The 16722-nt window shown below is 66.6% G+C and carries 12 protein-coding genes and 3 pseudogenes; all 15 read left to right on the top strand.

The features are described 5' to 3' along the window. Window positions 1-3 precede the first annotated feature (3 nt). The 15 genes and pseudogenes from ACQ86A_RS13310 to lspA all read left to right on the top strand — a co-directional run bounded on the left by ACQ86A_RS13310 (window position 4) and on the right by lspA (window position 16721). Window positions 4-1754: pseudogene (locus ACQ86A_RS13310) on the top strand (peptidoglycan D,D-transpeptidase FtsI family protein). An 11-nt stretch (window positions 1755-1765) separates the two neighbouring features. Beyond that, window positions 1766-3310 carry a Mur ligase family protein gene (locus ACQ86A_RS13305; protein WP_431277483.1) on the top strand — a complete coding sequence of 515 codons (1545 nt, stop codon included), beginning with the start codon at window positions 1766-1768 and terminating at the stop codon, window positions 3308-3310. Then, window positions 3310-4736, top strand: a pseudogene (locus ACQ86A_RS13300) (UDP-N-acetylmuramoyl-tripeptide--D-alanyl-D-alanine ligase). Before ACQ86A_RS13305 ends, ACQ86A_RS13300 begins: the two are co-directional and overlap by 1 nt. After that, window positions 4733-5845 (top strand): phospho-N-acetylmuramoyl-pentapeptide-transferase, encoded by a 1113-nt coding sequence (gene mraY, locus ACQ86A_RS13295; protein ID WP_431277482.1) that lies wholly within the window; start codon window positions 4733-4735, stop codon window positions 5843-5845. The pseudogene ACQ86A_RS13300 and the gene mraY overlap by 4 nt, the downstream one beginning before the upstream one ends. Then, window positions 5842-7371, top strand: a complete 1530-nt coding sequence (gene murD, locus ACQ86A_RS13290) for a UDP-N-acetylmuramoyl-L-alanine--D-glutamate ligase (protein WP_431277481.1) — start codon at window positions 5842-5844, stop codon at window positions 7369-7371. The genes mraY and murD overlap by 4 nt, the downstream gene beginning before the upstream one ends. Next, a complete protein-coding gene (ftsW, locus tag ACQ86A_RS13285; protein ID WP_431277480.1) occupies window positions 7337-8566 on the top strand; it encodes a putative lipid II flippase FtsW in 1230 nt (409 codons plus the stop codon). The genes murD and ftsW overlap by 35 nt, the downstream gene beginning before the upstream one ends. Continuing rightward, window positions 8563-9638, top strand: a pseudogene (locus ACQ86A_RS13280) (UDP-N-acetylglucosamine--N-acetylmuramyl-(pentapeptide) pyrophosphoryl-undecaprenol N-acetylglucosamine transferase). The gene ftsW and the pseudogene ACQ86A_RS13280 overlap by 4 nt, the downstream one beginning before the upstream one ends. A gap of 64 nt (window positions 9639-9702) precedes the next feature. Continuing rightward, complete coding sequence (gene murC, locus ACQ86A_RS13275) at window positions 9703-11118, top strand: UDP-N-acetylmuramate--L-alanine ligase (protein ID WP_431277479.1); 1416 nt, start codon at window positions 9703-9705, stop codon at window positions 11116-11118. Window positions 11119-11248: 130 nt separating this feature from the next. Continuing rightward, window positions 11249-12166: an FtsQ-type POTRA domain-containing protein gene (locus tag ACQ86A_RS13270; protein ID WP_431277478.1), complete on the top strand. Its 918-nt coding sequence runs from the start codon at window positions 11249-11251 to the stop codon at window positions 12164-12166. Window positions 12167-12332: 166 nt separating this feature from the next. After that, the gene (gene ftsZ / locus ACQ86A_RS13265) at window positions 12333-13514 is read left to right on the top strand and encodes a cell division protein FtsZ (protein WP_431277477.1); all 1182 of its coding nucleotides are present in this window, start codon (window positions 12333-12335) and stop codon (window positions 13512-13514) included. Further along, complete coding sequence (locus tag ACQ86A_RS13260) at window positions 13480-14181, top strand: YggS family pyridoxal phosphate-dependent enzyme (RefSeq protein WP_431277476.1); 702 nt, start codon at window positions 13480-13482, stop codon at window positions 14179-14181. Before ftsZ ends, ACQ86A_RS13260 begins: the two co-directional genes overlap by 35 nt. A 65-nt stretch (window positions 14182-14246) precedes the next feature. Next, the gene (locus ACQ86A_RS13255) at window positions 14247-14759 is read left to right on the top strand and encodes a cell division protein SepF (protein ID WP_431277475.1); all 513 of its coding nucleotides are present in this window, start codon (window positions 14247-14249) and stop codon (window positions 14757-14759) included. A gap of 69 nt (window positions 14760-14828) precedes the next feature. Beyond that, a complete protein-coding gene (locus tag ACQ86A_RS13250; RefSeq protein WP_431277474.1) occupies window positions 14829-15134 on the top strand; it encodes a YggT family protein in 306 nt (101 codons plus the stop codon). Between the two features lie 152 nt (window positions 15135-15286). Continuing rightward, window positions 15287-16111 carry a DivIVA domain-containing protein gene (locus ACQ86A_RS13245; protein ID WP_431277473.1) on the top strand — a complete coding sequence of 275 codons (825 nt, stop codon included), beginning with the start codon at window positions 15287-15289 and terminating at the stop codon, window positions 16109-16111. Further along, window positions 16101-16721: a signal peptidase II gene (gene lspA, locus ACQ86A_RS13240; RefSeq protein WP_431277472.1), complete on the top strand. Its 621-nt coding sequence runs from the start codon at window positions 16101-16103 to the stop codon at window positions 16719-16721. Before ACQ86A_RS13245 ends, lspA begins: the two co-directional genes overlap by 11 nt. Window position 16722 lies beyond the last annotated feature (1 nt).

The following is a 16722-nucleotide window of genomic DNA, read 5'->3' as shown; positions in this document are numbered from 1 at the left end:
GACGTGATCTCGAGAAAGTCGATCCGGCGGCGCACCGCCGTCACCGCAATCGCCGTCGTCGCGACCGTCGGCATCCTGGGCGCCCGGCTGGTGGACATCCAGGTCGTGCGCGCCGACGAACTGCAGAACGACTCGGTCAAAGCCAAACAGGTCTCGACGACCCTGCTCGGGGCGCGCGGCGATATCGTGGCCGCCAACGGAACCGTTCTCGCGACCACCGTCTACCGGTACACGGCCGCGCTGTCGCCCTCCGATGCCATCGGGGTCGGTGAGGAGGGGCGCAAGAAGATGATCGCGGCTGCCGCCAAGATCGGTGCGATCACGGGTCAAGGCGGCGATGCGATCGTCGCCATCATCGACAATGCCCTCAAGACGAACCCGAAGTCGAAATACGCCCTCGTCAAGAAGGGCATGGACGTCGGCACCTACAACAAGCTGACGAAGCTGCCGTACGGGTGGCTGACCTTCGAGAAGGTGCCAGCGCGGAGCTACCCGAACGGCGCCGTCGCAGGGAACCTGATCGGCTACGTCTCGGCCAACGGCAACGGCGGGCTCGAAGACAGCGAGAACGCCTGTCTCGCCGGCGAGAACGGTCTCCAGACCTACCAGCGAGGCGCGGACAGCGTCCCGATCCCCGGAAGCACCGTGGTTCAGAAGCAGGCGAAGGACGGCGGAACGCTGCAGCTGACGATCGACCCGGATCTGCAGTGGTTCACCGAGCAGACCCTCGCGCAGCAAGTCGCCGCGGTGGGTGCGAAGTTCGGGTTCGTCACCGTCGCCGAGGCCAAGACGGGGAAGATCAAGGCGATCGCCCAGTGGCCGGCGATGGATCCGAACAACATCGACGCGACCGACCCGTCCTACTGGGGTCTGCTGTCGTTGAGCACGCCGTACGAGCCCGGATCCACGTTCAAACCCCTCACGGCGAGCATGCTCATCGATCAGGGCAAAGCGAACCCCACCACACATGTGCTCGCACCCTACGAATTCAAGTCGGGCAAAGGCGCCGACCTGCACGATGCCGGCTATCACGCGCCGATGCGACTCACCCTGACGGGCGTGCTGATGAACTCGTCCAACACGGGCATGTCGATCCTCGGTCAGCGACTGAGCAATGAGGTGCGTTACGACTACCTGCAGAAGTTCGGCATCGGCAAGGAGACCGGGCTGCCGTACAACGGGCAGTCGTCGGGCATCCTGAACCCGGTCGGCAAATGGGACGACCAGACCAAATACGCCACGATGTTCGGTCAGGGAGTCTCCGCGACACAGGTGCAGATGGTCAGCGCATACCAGGCACTCGCTAACAACGGCGTGCGTATCCCATTGACGTTGACAGAGGGATGCAAGCAGGCGGACGGCACAGTCACCGACGTTCCGAAGCCGACGCCGATCCAGGTCGTCTCGGCCGACGCTGCCAACACGACGCTCGGGATGATGGAGAGCGTGGTCACAGACGGCGAGCTCTCCAAAAGCTCAGCATTCCGGGCTACCGCATCGCTGCGAAGACCGGAACGGCCCAGCAGCCGGACGGCCACGGCGGGTATTTGCCGTCGTACTACGTGTCTGTTATGGGTGTCGCTCCGGTGGACAACCCGGAGTATGTCGTTTCGGTCAACCTCGGATACCCGGCTACGCTTACTTCGTCGGCAGCTGCCGCTCCGCTGTTCCACACGATCATGAGTCAGGTGCTGAAGACCTACCGCGTGAAGCCTTCCACGACTTCCCCGGCTGACTACCCGCCTTACTACTGAAAGTGAGCCCCGTGACAGGACCGGCGCCCTCTTCCCTGCGCCCCGAGCATCCCGTCGCCCGTCCGCTCGCACAGCTGGTGGCGGAGTTCGGGTTGGATTCCCGAGGTGACCTCGATGCCGTCGAACTGACCGGTGTCGCTCTGGCGACCTCCGCCGTCGAGCCCGGCGACCTCTACGTCGGGGTGCCCGGACGGAACGCGCACGGCGCGAGCTACGCGGCGAAGGCCGCCGAGGCCGGAGCAGTGGCGATCCTGACCGATGAGGATGGGGCGCAGCTCGCAGCCGATTCCGGCCTGCCGGTCGTCATCACTCAGGACGCGCGTGCCGCCCTCGGTGCCGTCGCCGCCTGGATCTATCGCACCGACGAGAACGCTGCGACGCTCTTCGGCGTCACCGGCACGAACGGCAAGACCAGCGTCGTCTACCTGCTGAACGCCATCCTGGGTCAGCTCGGCGTCGTCTCCGGTCTGAGTTCGACGGCGGAGCGACGGATCGGCGACACGGCCATCACGAGCAAGCTCACGACGCCCGAAGCCAGCGAATTGCACGCCCTGCTCGCCCGGATGCGCGAGGAGGCCGTGCGCGCCGTCGCGATCGAGGTCTCGGCTCAGGCTCTCAGCCGGCACCGTGTGGACGGCATCGTCTTCGACGTCGTCGGGTTCACCAACCTCAGCCACGACCACCTCGACGACTACGCGGCGATGGACGACTACTTCGCCGCCAAGCTGGAACTCTTCCAGCCCGACCGTGCCCGCCGCGGCGTGGTCACGGTCGACTCCGATTGGGGACGGGCGCTCGTCGAGCAGTCGCGCATCCCGATCGCCACTCTGTCCACCTCCGCCGGTGCGGACGCCGACTGGGTGATGACGGTCACGGAGGAAACGGTCGACCACACCGCCTTCGTGCTCGAAGGGCCGGACGGTCGACGACTGTCGACCCGCGTTCCCCTGCTCGGCGCGTACATGGCAGCGAATGCCGCCCTCGCCATCGTCATGCTCATCGAGTCGGGCTACGACCTCGACGCGATCGGTGCGGCGCTCGACCGCGACGGCGGTATCGACGCGTTCATCCCCGGTCGGGCCGAGCGCATCTCCGGAGACCAGGGCCCGGTGGTCTTCATCGACTACGGTCACAGCCCCGACGCATTCCTCTCGACACTGGGCGCGCTCCGCAAGGTCACCGACGGCAAGATCGTCATGGTCTTCGGCGCCGACGGCGACCGCGATACGACCAAGCGCACCGACATGGGTGCGATCGCCGCTCGCGGTTCGGATGCCGTGGTCATCACCGACTTCCACCCACGCTGGGAGGACCCGGCGACGATCCGGGCCACCCTTCTCGACGGCGCGCGTCACGCGGTGCCCGAGCTGGAGCTCTACGAGATCCCCGACCCGCGCGCCGCCTTCCGCAAGGCCCTGTCGCTCGCAGGCGAGGGCGACATCGTGCTGTATGCGGGCCCCGGACACGAGGACTATCAGGAAGTGGCGGGCGAACGCATCCCGTATTCCGCCCGGGACGATGCGAAGCTCGCCCTGCGAGAGGCCGGGTGGCTCTGATGATCGCCCTGACGCTCGCCGAGATCGCTGCGGCGACCCGTGGCGATCTCGTGATCGCCGGTACTGAGACCGATCGGGAGACGGTCGTCGACGGACTCTCCACCACCGACTCGCGCGAGGTCGTGCCGGGCACGATCTTCTTCGCCAAGCCGGGGAGTTCACCGACGGGCACCTGTTCGTGCCTCAGGCGGTGGAAGCGGGAGCGGCACTGGTCGTCGTCGACCACCTTCTCGCCACCGACGGATGGACGCGTGCCGTTCCGCAGCTCGTCGTCGCCGACACAGTCGTCGCGCTCGGCGACCTCGCCACCGAGGTCATCGCGCGGGTGCGCTCGCTCGGCAAGCTCAAGATCGTCGGTGTCACCGGATCCAACGGCAAGACGACCACCAAGAACCTGCTGCGCTCGATTCTCGAGCCTGTCGGCCCGACGATCGCGCCCCGGGCGTCGTTCAACAATGAGGTCGGCGCTCCGGTCACGATGCTCGAGGTCACCGAGGAGACCGAGTTCCTCGTCGCCGAGATGGGCGCGAGCGGCATCGGGGAGATCGCCAGGCTCGTGCGCATGGCGCGTCCCGACATCGGGATCGTGCTCAAGGTCGGCCTCGCTCATGCGGGCGAGTTCGGCGGCATCGAGGCGACGCTGAAGGCGAAGACCGAGATGGTGAGCGATTTGCTCGACTCGGATGTGGCCATCCTGAACATCGACGATCCCCGAGTGGCGTCGATGGAGGACAAGACAGCCGCGCGCGTTCTCTGGTTCGGTCTAGACGAGCGGGCTGACGTGCGTGCGACGAATGTCGTGTCGACGGCCCGCGGAACCAGCTTCGAACTGCGGCTTCCCGACGGCGAATCGCGCGAGGTGCAGTTCCGTGTGCTCGGCGAGCACCACGTGATGAACGCCCTCGCCGCGGCCGCGGCGGCTCACACGCTCGGTGTCGGGATCGACGACATCGTCGAGGCCCTGCAAACCGTGCAGCGCGCCGAGCGCTGGCGCATGGAGGTCCTGGGCGGTGCCCGCGGCGTGACGATCGTCAACGACGCGTACAACGCCAGCCCCGACTCGATGTCGGCTGCCCTCAAGACGCTGGCGCAGATCGCGGAACCCGGCGGCCGGACCGTCGCCGTTCTGGGCGAGATGAGCGAGCTCGGCGAGTTCTCGGGCGAGGAGCACGACCGCATCGGTCTGCTCGCGGTGCGCCTCGGCATCGACCAGCTCGTCGTGATCGGACCCGCCGCGCGACGGATGCACATCTCGACCATCAACGAAGGGTCGTGGGACGGCGAGTCGCTGTACTTCGACACGCCGGACGTCGCCTTCGACTACCTCGAAACCGCCCTCGAGGCGGGGGATACCGTGCTCGTCAAATCTTCGAACTCGGCCGGCCTGCGCTTTCTGGGCGATCGACTGGGAGAATTGTTCTCGTGAGAGCTCTGCTGACATCCGGTGCGCTGTCGATGGCGTTCACGCTCTTTCTCACCCCTGTCTTCATCCGACTGTTCAAGCGGCTGCAGTGGGGTCAGTTCATCCGCGACGACGGGCCGCAGAGCCACCACGCCAAGCGCGGAACCGCCACCATGGGCGGCATCATCATCATCCTGGGCACGCTGTTCGGCTACTTCACCGCGCTACTGCTGACGGGGGACCCGACATCCATCTCCGCCCTCCTGGTGCTCTTCCTGATGGTCGGCCTCGGGATCGTCGGCTTCATCGACGACTTCCTGAAGACCCGGAATCAGCGCAGTCTCGGCCTGACCGGCTGGGCGAAGGTCGCCGGCCAGGTGGTCGTCGCGACGGTCTGGGCCTTTCTCGCGATCAACTTCCCGAACAAGAACGAGGTGACGCCCGCGTCGATGAGCGTGTCGTTCATCCGGGATCTGCCGATCGACTTCATGTCGATCACCAAGTTCGGGGCGATCGGCGTCATCGTCGGCTACGGCCTGTACCTGATCTGGATCAACTTCATCGTCGCGGCCGCGTCGAACGGCGTGAACGTGACCGACGGACTCGACGGGCTCGCTTCCGGGGCGTCCATCCTCGCGATCGGCGCGTACATCATCATCGGCTTCTGGCAGTCGATTCAGTCGTGCTACAGCCTCAGGCTCGATCCGGCGAACGTCGCGAAATGCTACGAGGTGCGCGATCCGTTCGACCTCGCCATCGTGGCGACGGCGATCGTCGGGGCGGTCGTCGGCTTCCTCTGGTGGAACACCTCGCCGGCGCAGATCTTCCTCGGTGACACCGGCTCGCTGGCCCTGGGTGGCGCGGTGGCCGCGCTCGCGATCCTCAGCCGTACCGAGCTGCTGCTCGTCCTCATCGGCGGCCTGTTCGTCATCGAGGCCGGCTCGGTGATCGTGCAGCGGGCGTACTTCAAACTCACCCGCGGTAAACGCATCTTCCTGATGAGTCCCATCCACCACCACTTCGAATTGAAGGGGTGGGCCGAGGTGACCGTCGTCGTGCGGTTCTGGATCATCGGCGGACTGCTCGTGGCCGCGGGCGTCGGCAGCTTCTACCTCGAATGGCTCGCGACATGACCGAGCTCGCCGATCGGCTTGCCGGTCTGACGAGCTGGCGGTCCGACTGGCGCGGTCTCCGGGTCGCGGTCTACGGACTCGGCGTCACCGGATTCGCGGTCGCCGACACGCTCGTCGAACTGGGCGCCGAGGTGCTCGTCGTCACTGCGAAGGCGGATGAGGAGCGCGCCATGCTCCTCACCGTGATCGGCGCAGAGCTGATCGAAGACGCCGACCTCAGCCGTCCGCCGACCGCGCTCGAGGAGTTCGACCCCGAGCTCATCGTCGTCTCGCCGGGCTTCCGCCACGATCACCCGCTCCTGACCTGGACGGAGGAGCGCGGCACCGAGATCTGGGGCGACATCGAACTCGCCTGGCGGCTCCGCGACAAGGTCGGTGAGCCTGCCGACTGGATCGCGGTGACCGGAACAAACGGCAAGACCACGACCGTGCAGCTCACCGCGAGCATGCTGCTGGCGGGCGGGTACCGCGCCGCGCCCTGCGGCAACATCGGGATCCCCGTGCTCGACGCGATCCGGGACCCCCAGGGTTTCGACGTCCTGGTCGTCGAACTATCGAGCTATCAGTTGCACTGGGTCAACCGCAATCGCGGAGGCGAGCTCTCGCCGTACTCCGCCGCCTGCCTCAATATCGCCGACGATCACCTGGACTGGCACGGGTCGGCGGACGCCTACCGTGCGGCGAAGGCGAAGGTCTACGACAACACCCAGGTCGCGTGCGTCTACAACCGTCACGACCCGGCCACGGAGCTCATGGTGCAGGATGCCGAGGTGATCGACGGAGCGCGGGCGATCAGCTTCGGGCTCGACATCCCGGGTCCCAGCGACTTCGGGATCGTGGACGGCATCCTCTGCGATCGTGCCTTCCTCGAGGACAGGTTCACCAGCGCGATCGAGCTGACCACCATCGACGAGCTGCGCGACGCGGGGCTCGCCGCTCCGCACATCGTGGCGAACATCCTGGCAGCCAGCGCGCTCGCTCGCTCGTACGGCGTCGAGCCTGGAGTGATTCGGGATGTGCTGGCAGCCTTCCGCCTGGACGCCCACCGCATCGAGCTCGTGCGCATCGAGTCCGGAGTGAGCTGGGTCGACGATTCGAAGGCCACGAACCCTCACGCCGCAGACGCGTCGTTGCTGGCGTACGAGTCTGTCGTCTGGATCGTGGGCGGCTTGCTGAAGGGGGTCGACGTCGATGAGATCGTCGAGAAGCACGCGTCACGGCTGCGTGCAGCGATCCTGATCGGCGTGGATCGTGAGGCTCTGCGCTCCGCATTCGCACGACACGCGCCCGGCCTGCCCCTCTACGAGGTCGACGCGACCGAGACTGAACAGGTCATGCCGAAGGCGGTGAACTTGGCCGGCGAGGTCGCGCAAGCAGGGGACACGGTTCTTCTGGCTCCAGCGGCGGCGTCGATGGATCAGTTCAGCGACTACGCGGAACGGGGTCGCCTCTTCCAGGTGGCCGTCAACGAGTTTTTTGGAGGTGAGGCGGATGAGCAGTCCGCCTCGCGCTCTGGAGACGAGTAGGGGCTCCTCCAAGCTCGGCACGATCACCTCGCGCATCTCGCTGGGCAAGGCGATGCAGGCGGAGTCGGCGAACTACTTCCTGCTGCTCGGCATCACTCTCTTCATGGTCGTCTTCGGCCTCGTGATGGTGCTGTCGTCGTCCTCGGTCGAGTCGCACACCGCGACGGACAGCTTCTTCTCGCGGTTCTGGTCGCAGGGCGCTTATGCGCTGATCGGCCTACCCCTGATGTTCCTCGTGTCGCGGCTGCCGACGCGGTTCTGGAAGAAGTCGATCTGGCTCATCCTGGGCCTGGCCTGTTTCCTGCAGGTACTCGTGCTGGTCACCCCGCTCGGGATGGAGATCGGCGGCAACCGCAACTGGCTGAGGATCGGGTCGTTCACCGTTCAGCCGTCGGAGGCGATCAAGGTTGCGCTGGTTGTGTGGCTGGGTGTCGTCCTCGCCCGCAAAAAGGACCTGCTCGGTCACTGGAAGCACGTGGCTGTGCCCGTCGTGCCCATCGCCGGCGGTGCGGTTCTGCTCGTCGTACTCGGCGGCGACCTCGGCACGACCGTGATCATGGCCGCGATCATCCTGGGCGCGCTCTTCTTCGCCGGTGTGAAGTTGAGACACCTCGCGCTCGGCTCCGCGGCCGTCGGTGTGCTCGCTATTCTGGTGGCCATCTCCAGCAAGAGCAGGATGGGTCGTATCGCGGCCCTCTTCGGCGGTACGAGCGCGGCCAACCCCGACGTCAACTGGCAGATCAACAACGGGTTCTACGCACTCGCGTCCGGCGGCGTCTTCGGAGTCGGCCTCGGCAACTCGCACTCGAAATGGTCGTGGCTTCCCGCGGCCGACACCGACTTCATCTTCGCGATCATCGGCGAGGAGCTCGGCCTCATCGGCGCAGTGGTCGTACTCATCCTCTTCGTGCTGCTCGCCGTGGTCTTCCTGCGGATCATCCATGCGTCGAGCGATCCCTTCGCGCGCGTCACAACGGCCGCGGTCATGGTCTGGCTGATCGGTCAGGCATTCGTGAACATCGCGGTGGTGCTCGGCGTCATCCCCGTGCTCGGCGTTCCGCTCCCACTGATCTCTGCAGGAGGAACTGCGATGATCAGTTCCATGGTCGCTATCGGTATCGTTCTTTCTTTCGCCCGCGAAACAGGCAAAGCCGCTCGAGAAGAGCACGTCACTGAGACGAACGCTCGCGTATGACGCGGTACCTTCTCGCCGGCGGGGGAACCGCCGGCCACGTGAATCCGTTGCTCGCCGTCGCCGATCGGTTGCGGCGCGACGACCCGTCCGCTGAGGTCCTCGTGCTGGGCACGAAAGAAGGGCTCGAGGCGCGGCTGGTGCCCGAGCGTGGCTACGAACTCGCGACGATTCCGAAGTTGCCGTTCCCTCGCCGGCCGAACTCCGCCGCCCTGCGTTTCCCGGGGAGTACCGCAGGGTGACGACGAGCGTGACAGACCTCATCCGAGAGCGCGGAATCGACGTGGTGGTCGGTTTCGGCGGCTACGCAGCAGCTCCCGCGTACTCAGCGGCGCGTAAGGCCAAGGTTCCGGTCGTCCTCCACGAGGCGAACGCGCGACCGGGTCTCGCGAATCGATTGGGGGCACGGTCGACGCCGTACGTCGGAGTGGCATTCGAGGGAACGCCGTTGCAGCACGCGACGTTCGTCGGCATGCCCCTCCGTGTCGAGATCGAGCAACTCGATCGCGCCGCTGCCCGTCCCGAAGCCCTGGCGCTGTTCGGGCTGACGGATGATCGACCCACTCTGCTCGTGACCGGCGGCTCCCTCGGCGCCCGTCGGCTGAACAGCACCATCGCCGACCGGGCTGTGCAGCTGACGGCCGCGGGCTACCAGATCCTGCACATCCAGGGCGGTAAGGGCGAACTGACCGACCCGGGGATCGAGCATTATCGGCTGCTGGACTACTGCGACCGGATGGATCTGGCGTTCGCCGTGACCGATTTCGCGGTGGCGCGTGCTGGGGCGGCGACAGTCTGCGAGTTCGCAGCGCTCGGCATCCCTGCTGTCTATGTCCCCTTCCCGATCGGCAACGGCGAGCAGCGCTTCAATGCGGCAGGTGTGGTCGAAACGGGCGGGGGAATGCTCGTGGACGACGCGACGTTCCTCCCTACCTGGGTCGACTCCGACCTTCTCCCGTTGCTCGACGATCGCCAGCGGGTCGCCTCGATGAGCGCGCGTGCGGCGAGTGTCGGCGTGCGCGACGGCTCCGACCGCATGGTGTCGCTCATCCGAACCGCCCTCCCGGGGGCGTAGCGTCATACTTGATGGTGCCGTCCGGCCGGCGGCTCCTGTCAGTCGAAGATAGAAAGCACTTCTCTTGATCAAACCCGACCTCAGCATGACCCTTCCCGACGATCTGGGTGCCCTGCACTTCGTGGGCATCGGGGGTTCGGGCATGAGTGGTATCGCCCGTCTCTTCCTCGAGGCCGGCTATACCGTGACGGGGTCGGATGCGCGCGAGTCGTCGAACGTGCTCGCACTGCGCGAGCTCGGGGCGACCATCGCGATCGGGCACGATGCGGCGAACGTCGGCGACGCGGACACGCTCGTCGTCACGGGAGCCCTCTGGCAGGACAACCCGGAATACCAGCTGGCTCTGCAGAGGGGCCTGCCTGTCCTGCACCGTTCCCAGGCTCTCGCCTGGCTGATCAGCAAGAAGCGGCTGGTCTCGGTCGCCGGCGCCCACGGCAAGACGACGTCGACCGGCATGATCATCACCGGCCTGCTCGGCATCGGCGAAGACCCGAGCTTCGTCAACGGCGGCGTGATCGAGTCGCTCGGCAAGAGCTCCCAGACCGGTACCGGCGACCTGTTCGTCGTCGAGGCCGACGAATCCGACGGCTCCTTCCTCCTTTACGACACCTCGGTCGCGCTGATCACGAACGTCGACCCCGACCACCTCGACCACTACGGATCGCTCGAAGCGTTCGAGAACGCGTTCGTGACATTCGCCCGCGAGGCGAGCGAGTTCGTCGTCGTGTCGTCCGACGATGCCGGTGCGGTGCACGTCACGAACAAACTGCGCGAAGAGACCCCTGACAAGCGGATCATCACGTTCGGCGAGGCTCAGGATGCGCAGGTGCGCGTGCACTCGATCGTCACCGACGGTCCCGTCTCCTTCAGCGTCAGCTTCGAGGGTGCCGACTACTCGGCCCGTCTCCGCATCCCCGGACGCCACAATGCGATCAACGCCGCGGGCGCGTTCGCCGTCCTGACCGGCCTCGGGTTCGAGCCGGCGGCCGCCCTCGCGGCTATCGCCGAGTTCGGCGGCACGGAACGTCGCTTCGAACTCCACGGCACGGTTGGGGGCGTGAGTGTCTACGACGACTATGCGCACCACCCGACCGAGGTCGCCGCTGCTCTGGCGGCCGCGCGCACCGTTGTCGGCGATGGCCGGATCATCGCGGTGCACCAGCCCCACCTCTACAGCCGCACGAGGCTCTTCGCCCAAGAGTTCGCCGAGACGCTGGAGAACTACGCCGACGAGACCGTCGTGCTCGACGTGTACGGCGCCCGCGAGGATCCTGAGCCCGGAGTGACGGGGGCGCTCGTCGCCGACCGGTTCGAGCATCCTGAGCGCGTCGCCTTCATCGCCGACTGGCAGGCTGCGGCCGACCACACGGCCGAGATCGCGCGCGAGGGCGACTTCGTGATCACCCTCGGCTGCGGCGACGTGTACCGGATCGTCCCTCAGCTGCTCGACTCGCTGCGGCGCTCGCGGAGTCAGGCCTAGTTCGCCGATGAAGCGTCCCCAGGGGTTCGACCGGCCGCCAGCGCCGGTGGAGCGGCCCGCAGTCGCTCCGACTCCTTCTCAGACTCCGGCGAGGCGCGAGCCCACGTCGGGGTCGCGGCCGGCCGAGAGCGTGACCGAGCCCATCCCGATCGTGCGCGGTGCCGTGCCGGCAACCGAGGAGCGGGTCGGATCGGACGCGGTCGCCGAGGGGAAGGCGAAGAAGGTCAAAGCGGCCAAGCCGTCGAAGTCCGGGTCTCAGGGCCAGCTGCCCACGAATCGTGAGATCCGCCGCGCAGTGAGCGAGGCCAGAAAAGAGCGCTCCCGGGTGGAGCGCGGCGAGGTGCGCCGGTTCACCAAACGGTCCCGCCGGAGAAGGATGGTCTGGCTGGCGAGCCTCGGCACTCTCGCCGCGCTCGTGGTGGGGGTGGCGCTCACGGCGTTCTCGCCCCTGATGGCGCTGAAGACGATCGACATCGCCGGTACCGCGCGCATCGATGCGACCGCCGTCAAGAAGGCGCTCGACAACCAGATCGGCCGTCCGCTTCCGCTTGTCGATCAGGGTGCGATCCGCGCCGACCTGGCGGCTTTCCCGCTGATCCGCAGTTACAGCGTCGAGAGCCACCCGCCGAACACGATCGTCGTACGGATCGTCGAACGCCAGCCGATCGGGGTGGTCGCCGCCGGCGCGAAGTTCGACCTCGTCGATGCGGCGAAGGTCACGATCGCCACCACGGACGCGCGCCCCGACGGGTTCCCGCTGATCCAGGCGACGGGTGCTGCTCAGGATGCGGATGCCAAGTCGGGCTTCGCGGCTGCAGCCAGTGTGCTGAGCGCCTTACCGCCGTCCCTGCTCGCCCAGGTCGACACGATCACGGCGGCAACCCGGGACGACGTGGGGTTCACCCTCCGCGGAAAGTCGGCCACCGTCGTCTGGGGAAGCGCCGACGACTCCGATCTCAAGGCGGCGGCGTTGGCGGCTTTGATCCAGTCGGTTCCCACTGCGAACCGGTACGACGTCTCGTCCCCGCACAGCGTCACCACCGGATAGCGCCTCCGCGACCCATTCACACGACGGGTTCTGCGTGGACTTTTCCGACACGCCTGGCGCGATTCGCGGGCAGGGGCATGCCGCACCTACCCTCGAATCAGGAATTGCATACTGAGCATAACTTTAAGCCTCAAGTTGAGGTTGAAGGTTCCACCGGAGGCCGGACGTGACATCAAACCAGAACTACATCGCCGCGATCAAGGTCGTCGGGATTGGCGGTGGCGGCGTCAATGCCGTCAACCGGATGATCGAACTCGGGCTTCGCGGCGTCGAGTTCATCGCCATCAACACGGACGCGCAAGCGCTCTTGATGAGCGATGCCGACGTCAAGCTCGACGTCGGACGTGAGATCACCCGCGGCCTCGGCGCAGGTGCCGACCCCGAGGTGGGTCGCCGTGCTGCCGAAGACCACGCGGAAGAGATCGAGGAGGCACTCTCAGGTGCCGACATGGTCTTCGTCACCGCCGGAGAGGGCGGTGGAACCGGAACCGGTGGCGCCCCGGTCGTCGCGCGTATCGCGAAGTCGATCGGCGCCCTCACCATCGGTGTCGTCACCAAGCCCTTCGGCTTCGAGGGCAAGCGCCGCTCGGAGCAGGCGGAGGCAGGTGTGCAGCGACTCAAAGAAGAGGTCGACACCCTCATCGTCGTGCCGAACGACCGCCTGCTGGAGATCAGCGATCGCGGCATCAGCATGCTCGAGGCGTTCTCGACCGCCGACCAGGTGCTCCTCGCGGGTGTCCAGGGCATCACCGACCTCATCACCACCCCGGGTCTCATCAACCTCGACTTCGCCGACGTGAAGTCGGTCATGCAGGGCGCGGGGTCCGCGCTCATGGGCATCGGGTCCTCGCGCGGCGCCGATCGGGCCATCAAGGCGGCGGAACTCGCCGTCGCATCGCCGCTGCTCGAGGCGAGCATCGACGGCGCGCACGGAGTGCTCCTCTCCATCCAGGGTGGCTCGAACCTCGGAATCTTCGAGATCAACGACGCGGCCCGCCTCGTGCAGGAGGCCGTGCATCCCGAAGCCAACATCATCTTCGGTGCCGTCATCGATGACACCCTCGGCGACGAGGTGCGCGTCACGGTCATCGCGGCAGGATTCGACGGGGGAGAACCCAACACGAACGGCAAGCAGCCGCTCGACAGCCGCCGCACCACCTTCGTGGAGGCCGGAAGCGAAGAAGGGGCAGCGCTCGCGAGCACGGCCGCTCTCGACGCCGAGGACATCCCGTCGCCGTCGACCGACGCCTGGGCTGCGGCCGAGAGCCCGGTGAGCGAGTCCGCGCCCAAAGACCCCGCATTCGATGACGAGAATGACGACCTCGACATCCCCGACTTCCTCAAGTAGTCCGCTCGCCGAGCGACTCCAGACCGTTCGGGCCGGCATCGCGGATGCCGCCCGAGCGGCTGGACGATCGCCGGAAGAGCTGACCACGATCGTCGTCACGAAGTTCCATCCGGCGTCGCTCGTGCGCGAGTTGGCGAGCCTCGGCGTTCAGGATGTGGGCGAGAACCGGCACCAGGAGGCTCAGGCCAAGGCCGCTGAACTCTCGGATCTCGACCTGCGCTGGCATTTCGTCGGGCAGTTGCAGAGCAAGAAGGCGCGGCAAGTGCGCGCTTACGCCGACGTGATCCACTCGATCGACCGGAGCTCCCTCGTCGAGGCTCTGCGGTCGGACGAGGGTGACATCGACTGTTTCGTCCAGCTCAACCTCACGACGGATGCTGCCCGCGGCGGCGTCGCGGACCGCGACCTCGAGCCACTGGTCGAACGCATCCTGGAGACCCCGGGGTTGAGGCTCCTCGGGGTGATGGCGGTCGCGCCGATCGACGAGGAGCCCGCGCGCGCGTTCGAGCGCGTCCGCGCAGCGAGCGAGCGCGTGACCTCTCTGGCACCCGACGCCACGAAGATCTCGGCTGGCATGTCCCAGGACTACCGGGAGGCCATCGCAGCCGGAGCGACACACCTTCGTATTGGCACCGCCATTACCGGGAAACGGCCCGAGCAAGGTTAATCTCGAAGAGAAAGTTCTCGAGTGCGTGCGAAAGCGTCGGCGCACAGGTCTACACGGAGGATCGCATGTCCAACCCGCTGAAGAAGACGATGGTCTACCTCGGCCTCGCCGACGAAGAACTCGAGTACGACGAGCAGCCCGCTCAGCAGGCGCAGCCGCAGCCGCGTCAGCAGCCGCACCAGGCCCCCGTCGCCCCGGTTCCCCACCCCACCCCGGTCGCCCCCGTGGCCGGCCGCGCCCCGGTGACACCGCTGCGCAAGTCGTCCACCGCACGGAATGCTTCGGTACAGGAAATGAACGAGATCCTCACTGTCCACCCCCGCCAGTACCGCGACGCGCAGGCGATCGCCGAGTCGTTCCGCGAGGGGATCCCCGTGATCATCAACCTCTCGCAGATGAGCGAGGGCGACGCGCGCCGACTGATCGACTTCGCCAGCGGCCTCTCGCAGGGCCTCTACGGCAAGATCGAGCGCGTGACGCCCAAGGTCTTCCTGCTGTCCCCGTCGCACGTCGTCGTCTCCGGCGAACACGGTGGCCAGGACGCCGAGGTCGACGCTTCGTTCTTCGCGCAGGCCTGAGCCGAGAATCAGCCGGACAGCGCGCCTCCCCGCTGAGGGGACGGCGCGCTTTCCCGCATACTTGATCCCGTGCTTGTCGTCGCCATCATCGCCCGCATCGTCTATTACCTGTTGCTGATCTACTTCTTCGTGATGTGGGGACGCTTCATCCTGGACCTGGTGCGCACGTTCGCCCGTTCCTGGCGTCCGCGCGGATTCGGCCTGGTGGCTGCGGAGTCGGTGTACGCCATCACCGACCCGCCGATCAAGTTCTTCCGCAAGCTCATCCCGCCGCTGTCGCTCGGACCGATCTCGATCGATTTCGGCTGGAGCCTCACCATGCTCGTCGTGATCATCGCCCTCTACGTGGCCTCAGGGTTCAGCGCTGGACTTTAGCTGAGCGTCGAACCACATCTCGGCCGCCGCCGGGATGTAAGGTTGACGAGCCGACGCACGCGAGTGCGGCCTGGTGCGCATCCCCGGCGCACTTTGCTAGCGTTGGTTTCACGCACTTTCTGTTCGTATTCCAAGATCTAAGGTGGCTTGCCATGGCGCTGACTCCGGAAGATGTAGTCAACAAGCGGTTCCAACCGACGAAGTTCCGTGAGGGCTACGACCAGGATGAGGTCGACGACTTCCTCGACGAGGTCGTCGTCGAACTCCGTCGCCTCAACCAGGAGAACGAGGAGCTCAAGCAGCGCCTCGTAGCGAGCGATTCCCGTATCGCCGAGCTGCAGCGCAGCGGCGGGCAGGGTGGCGCTGTCGCCGCCGCTCCGTCGGTCGACGCCGCCGAGCTCGAGCGCCTCAAGCGCGAGAACGAGGAGCTCAACCAGCGCCTCGCCGCCGCCCCGGTCGCAGCCGCAGCTGTCGCCGCGGCCCCCGCGTATGCGGCTCCCGTCGAGAGCGTCGACCCCAACAGCACGAACAACCTCCTGCAGCTGGCCCGCCGCCTGCACGAGGAGCACGTCAAGGAAGGTCTCGAGAAGCGCGACGCACTCGTCGCCGAAGGCCACGCGACCGCTGCCCGCATCGTCGCCGAGGCCGAGTCGAAGCAGCGCGCCCAGATCAGCTCGCTCGACCAGGAGCGCGCTCTGCTCGAGCACCGCATCGACGAGCTGCGCACGTTCGAGCGCGAGTACCGTCAGAAGCTGAAGAGCCTCATCGAGGGTCAGCTGCGCGACCTCGACACCTCGTCGGTCGCAGGAACCGGCAGCTACGCCGCGGCTCCCGCCAAGCAGGAGTCCAGCGCCCCCGCACCGGTGAGCGCCGGCCAGGGCGGCTCGCCCGTGCCGGCTCCGGTCTCCGCCTCGGGCGGCGACAACGCACAGGACCAGACTTCGACGCCTCCGACGTTCCAGGGCTTTGGAGGCTAGCTCCTCCCGAGCCAAGGTCAGCATCCGGGCCCTGGCGATCCTCGCCGTCGTAGCGCTCTGCGTCTACCTCGTCGATCAGATCGCCAAAGTCCTGGTTGTTCAGAACCTCTATGAGGGTCAGAAGATCCAGGTGCTCGGCGAACTCCTGCAATTCCACTTCGTCAAAAACGCGGGAGCCGCATTCTCGATCGGTGAAGGATCCACCTGGATCTTCTCGATCGTGGGTGTCGCGGTTCTCGGGTTCGTGATCTGGTACGCCCCGCGCATCCGTTCGGTCGCTTGGGCCATCTTGTTCGGCCTATTGCTCGGCGGACTGCTCGGCAATCTGACCGACCGCCTGTTCCGGGAACCGGGATTCGGCGTCGGGCACGTGGTGGACTTCCTGCAGATCCCGCTCCTGCCGGCGATCTTCAACCTGGCCGACGTCGCGATCGTGTCGAGCATGGTGCTGTTCCTCATCCTGACGATTCGTGGGATCGGGCTCGACGGAAAGAGCGCGGCCGAGGTCGACGCCGAGGAGGCCGAGCTGGAGGCGGAAGAGCAGGCCGGCACGCAGGGCTCGCAGGAGCAGGCCGGCACGCAGGGCTCGGAAGAGCAGCCGAAGAGCTAGG

Origin of the sequence: Leifsonia poae (genome assembly GCF_050632195.1) — a bacterium.
GTDB classification, from domain to species: domain Bacteria; phylum Actinomycetota; class Actinomycetes; order Actinomycetales; family Microbacteriaceae; genus Leifsonia; species Leifsonia poae_C.
This window is presented reverse-complemented; position numbering and strand designations above follow the sequence as displayed.

What these genes read in the sequence shown, in the direction of transcription:
- murD (WP_431277481.1), top strand. Translation starts at nt 5,842, where the DNA reads ATGACCGAGCTCGCCGATCGGCTTGCCGGTCTGACGAGCTGGCGGTCC.
- ftsW (WP_431277480.1), top strand. Translation starts at nt 7,337, where the DNA reads ATGAGCAGTCCGCCTCGCGCTCTGGAGACGAGTAGGGGCTCCTCCAAG.
- ACQ86A_RS13260 (WP_431277476.1), top strand. Translation starts at nt 13,480, where the DNA reads ATGACGACCTCGACATCCCCGACTTCCTCAAGTAGTCCGCTCGCCGAG.
- ACQ86A_RS13255 (WP_431277475.1), top strand. Translation starts at nt 14,247, where the DNA reads ATGTCCAACCCGCTGAAGAAGACGATGGTCTACCTCGGCCTCGCCGAC.
- ACQ86A_RS13245 (WP_431277473.1), top strand. Translation starts at nt 15,287, where the DNA reads ATGGCGCTGACTCCGGAAGATGTAGTCAACAAGCGGTTCCAACCGACG.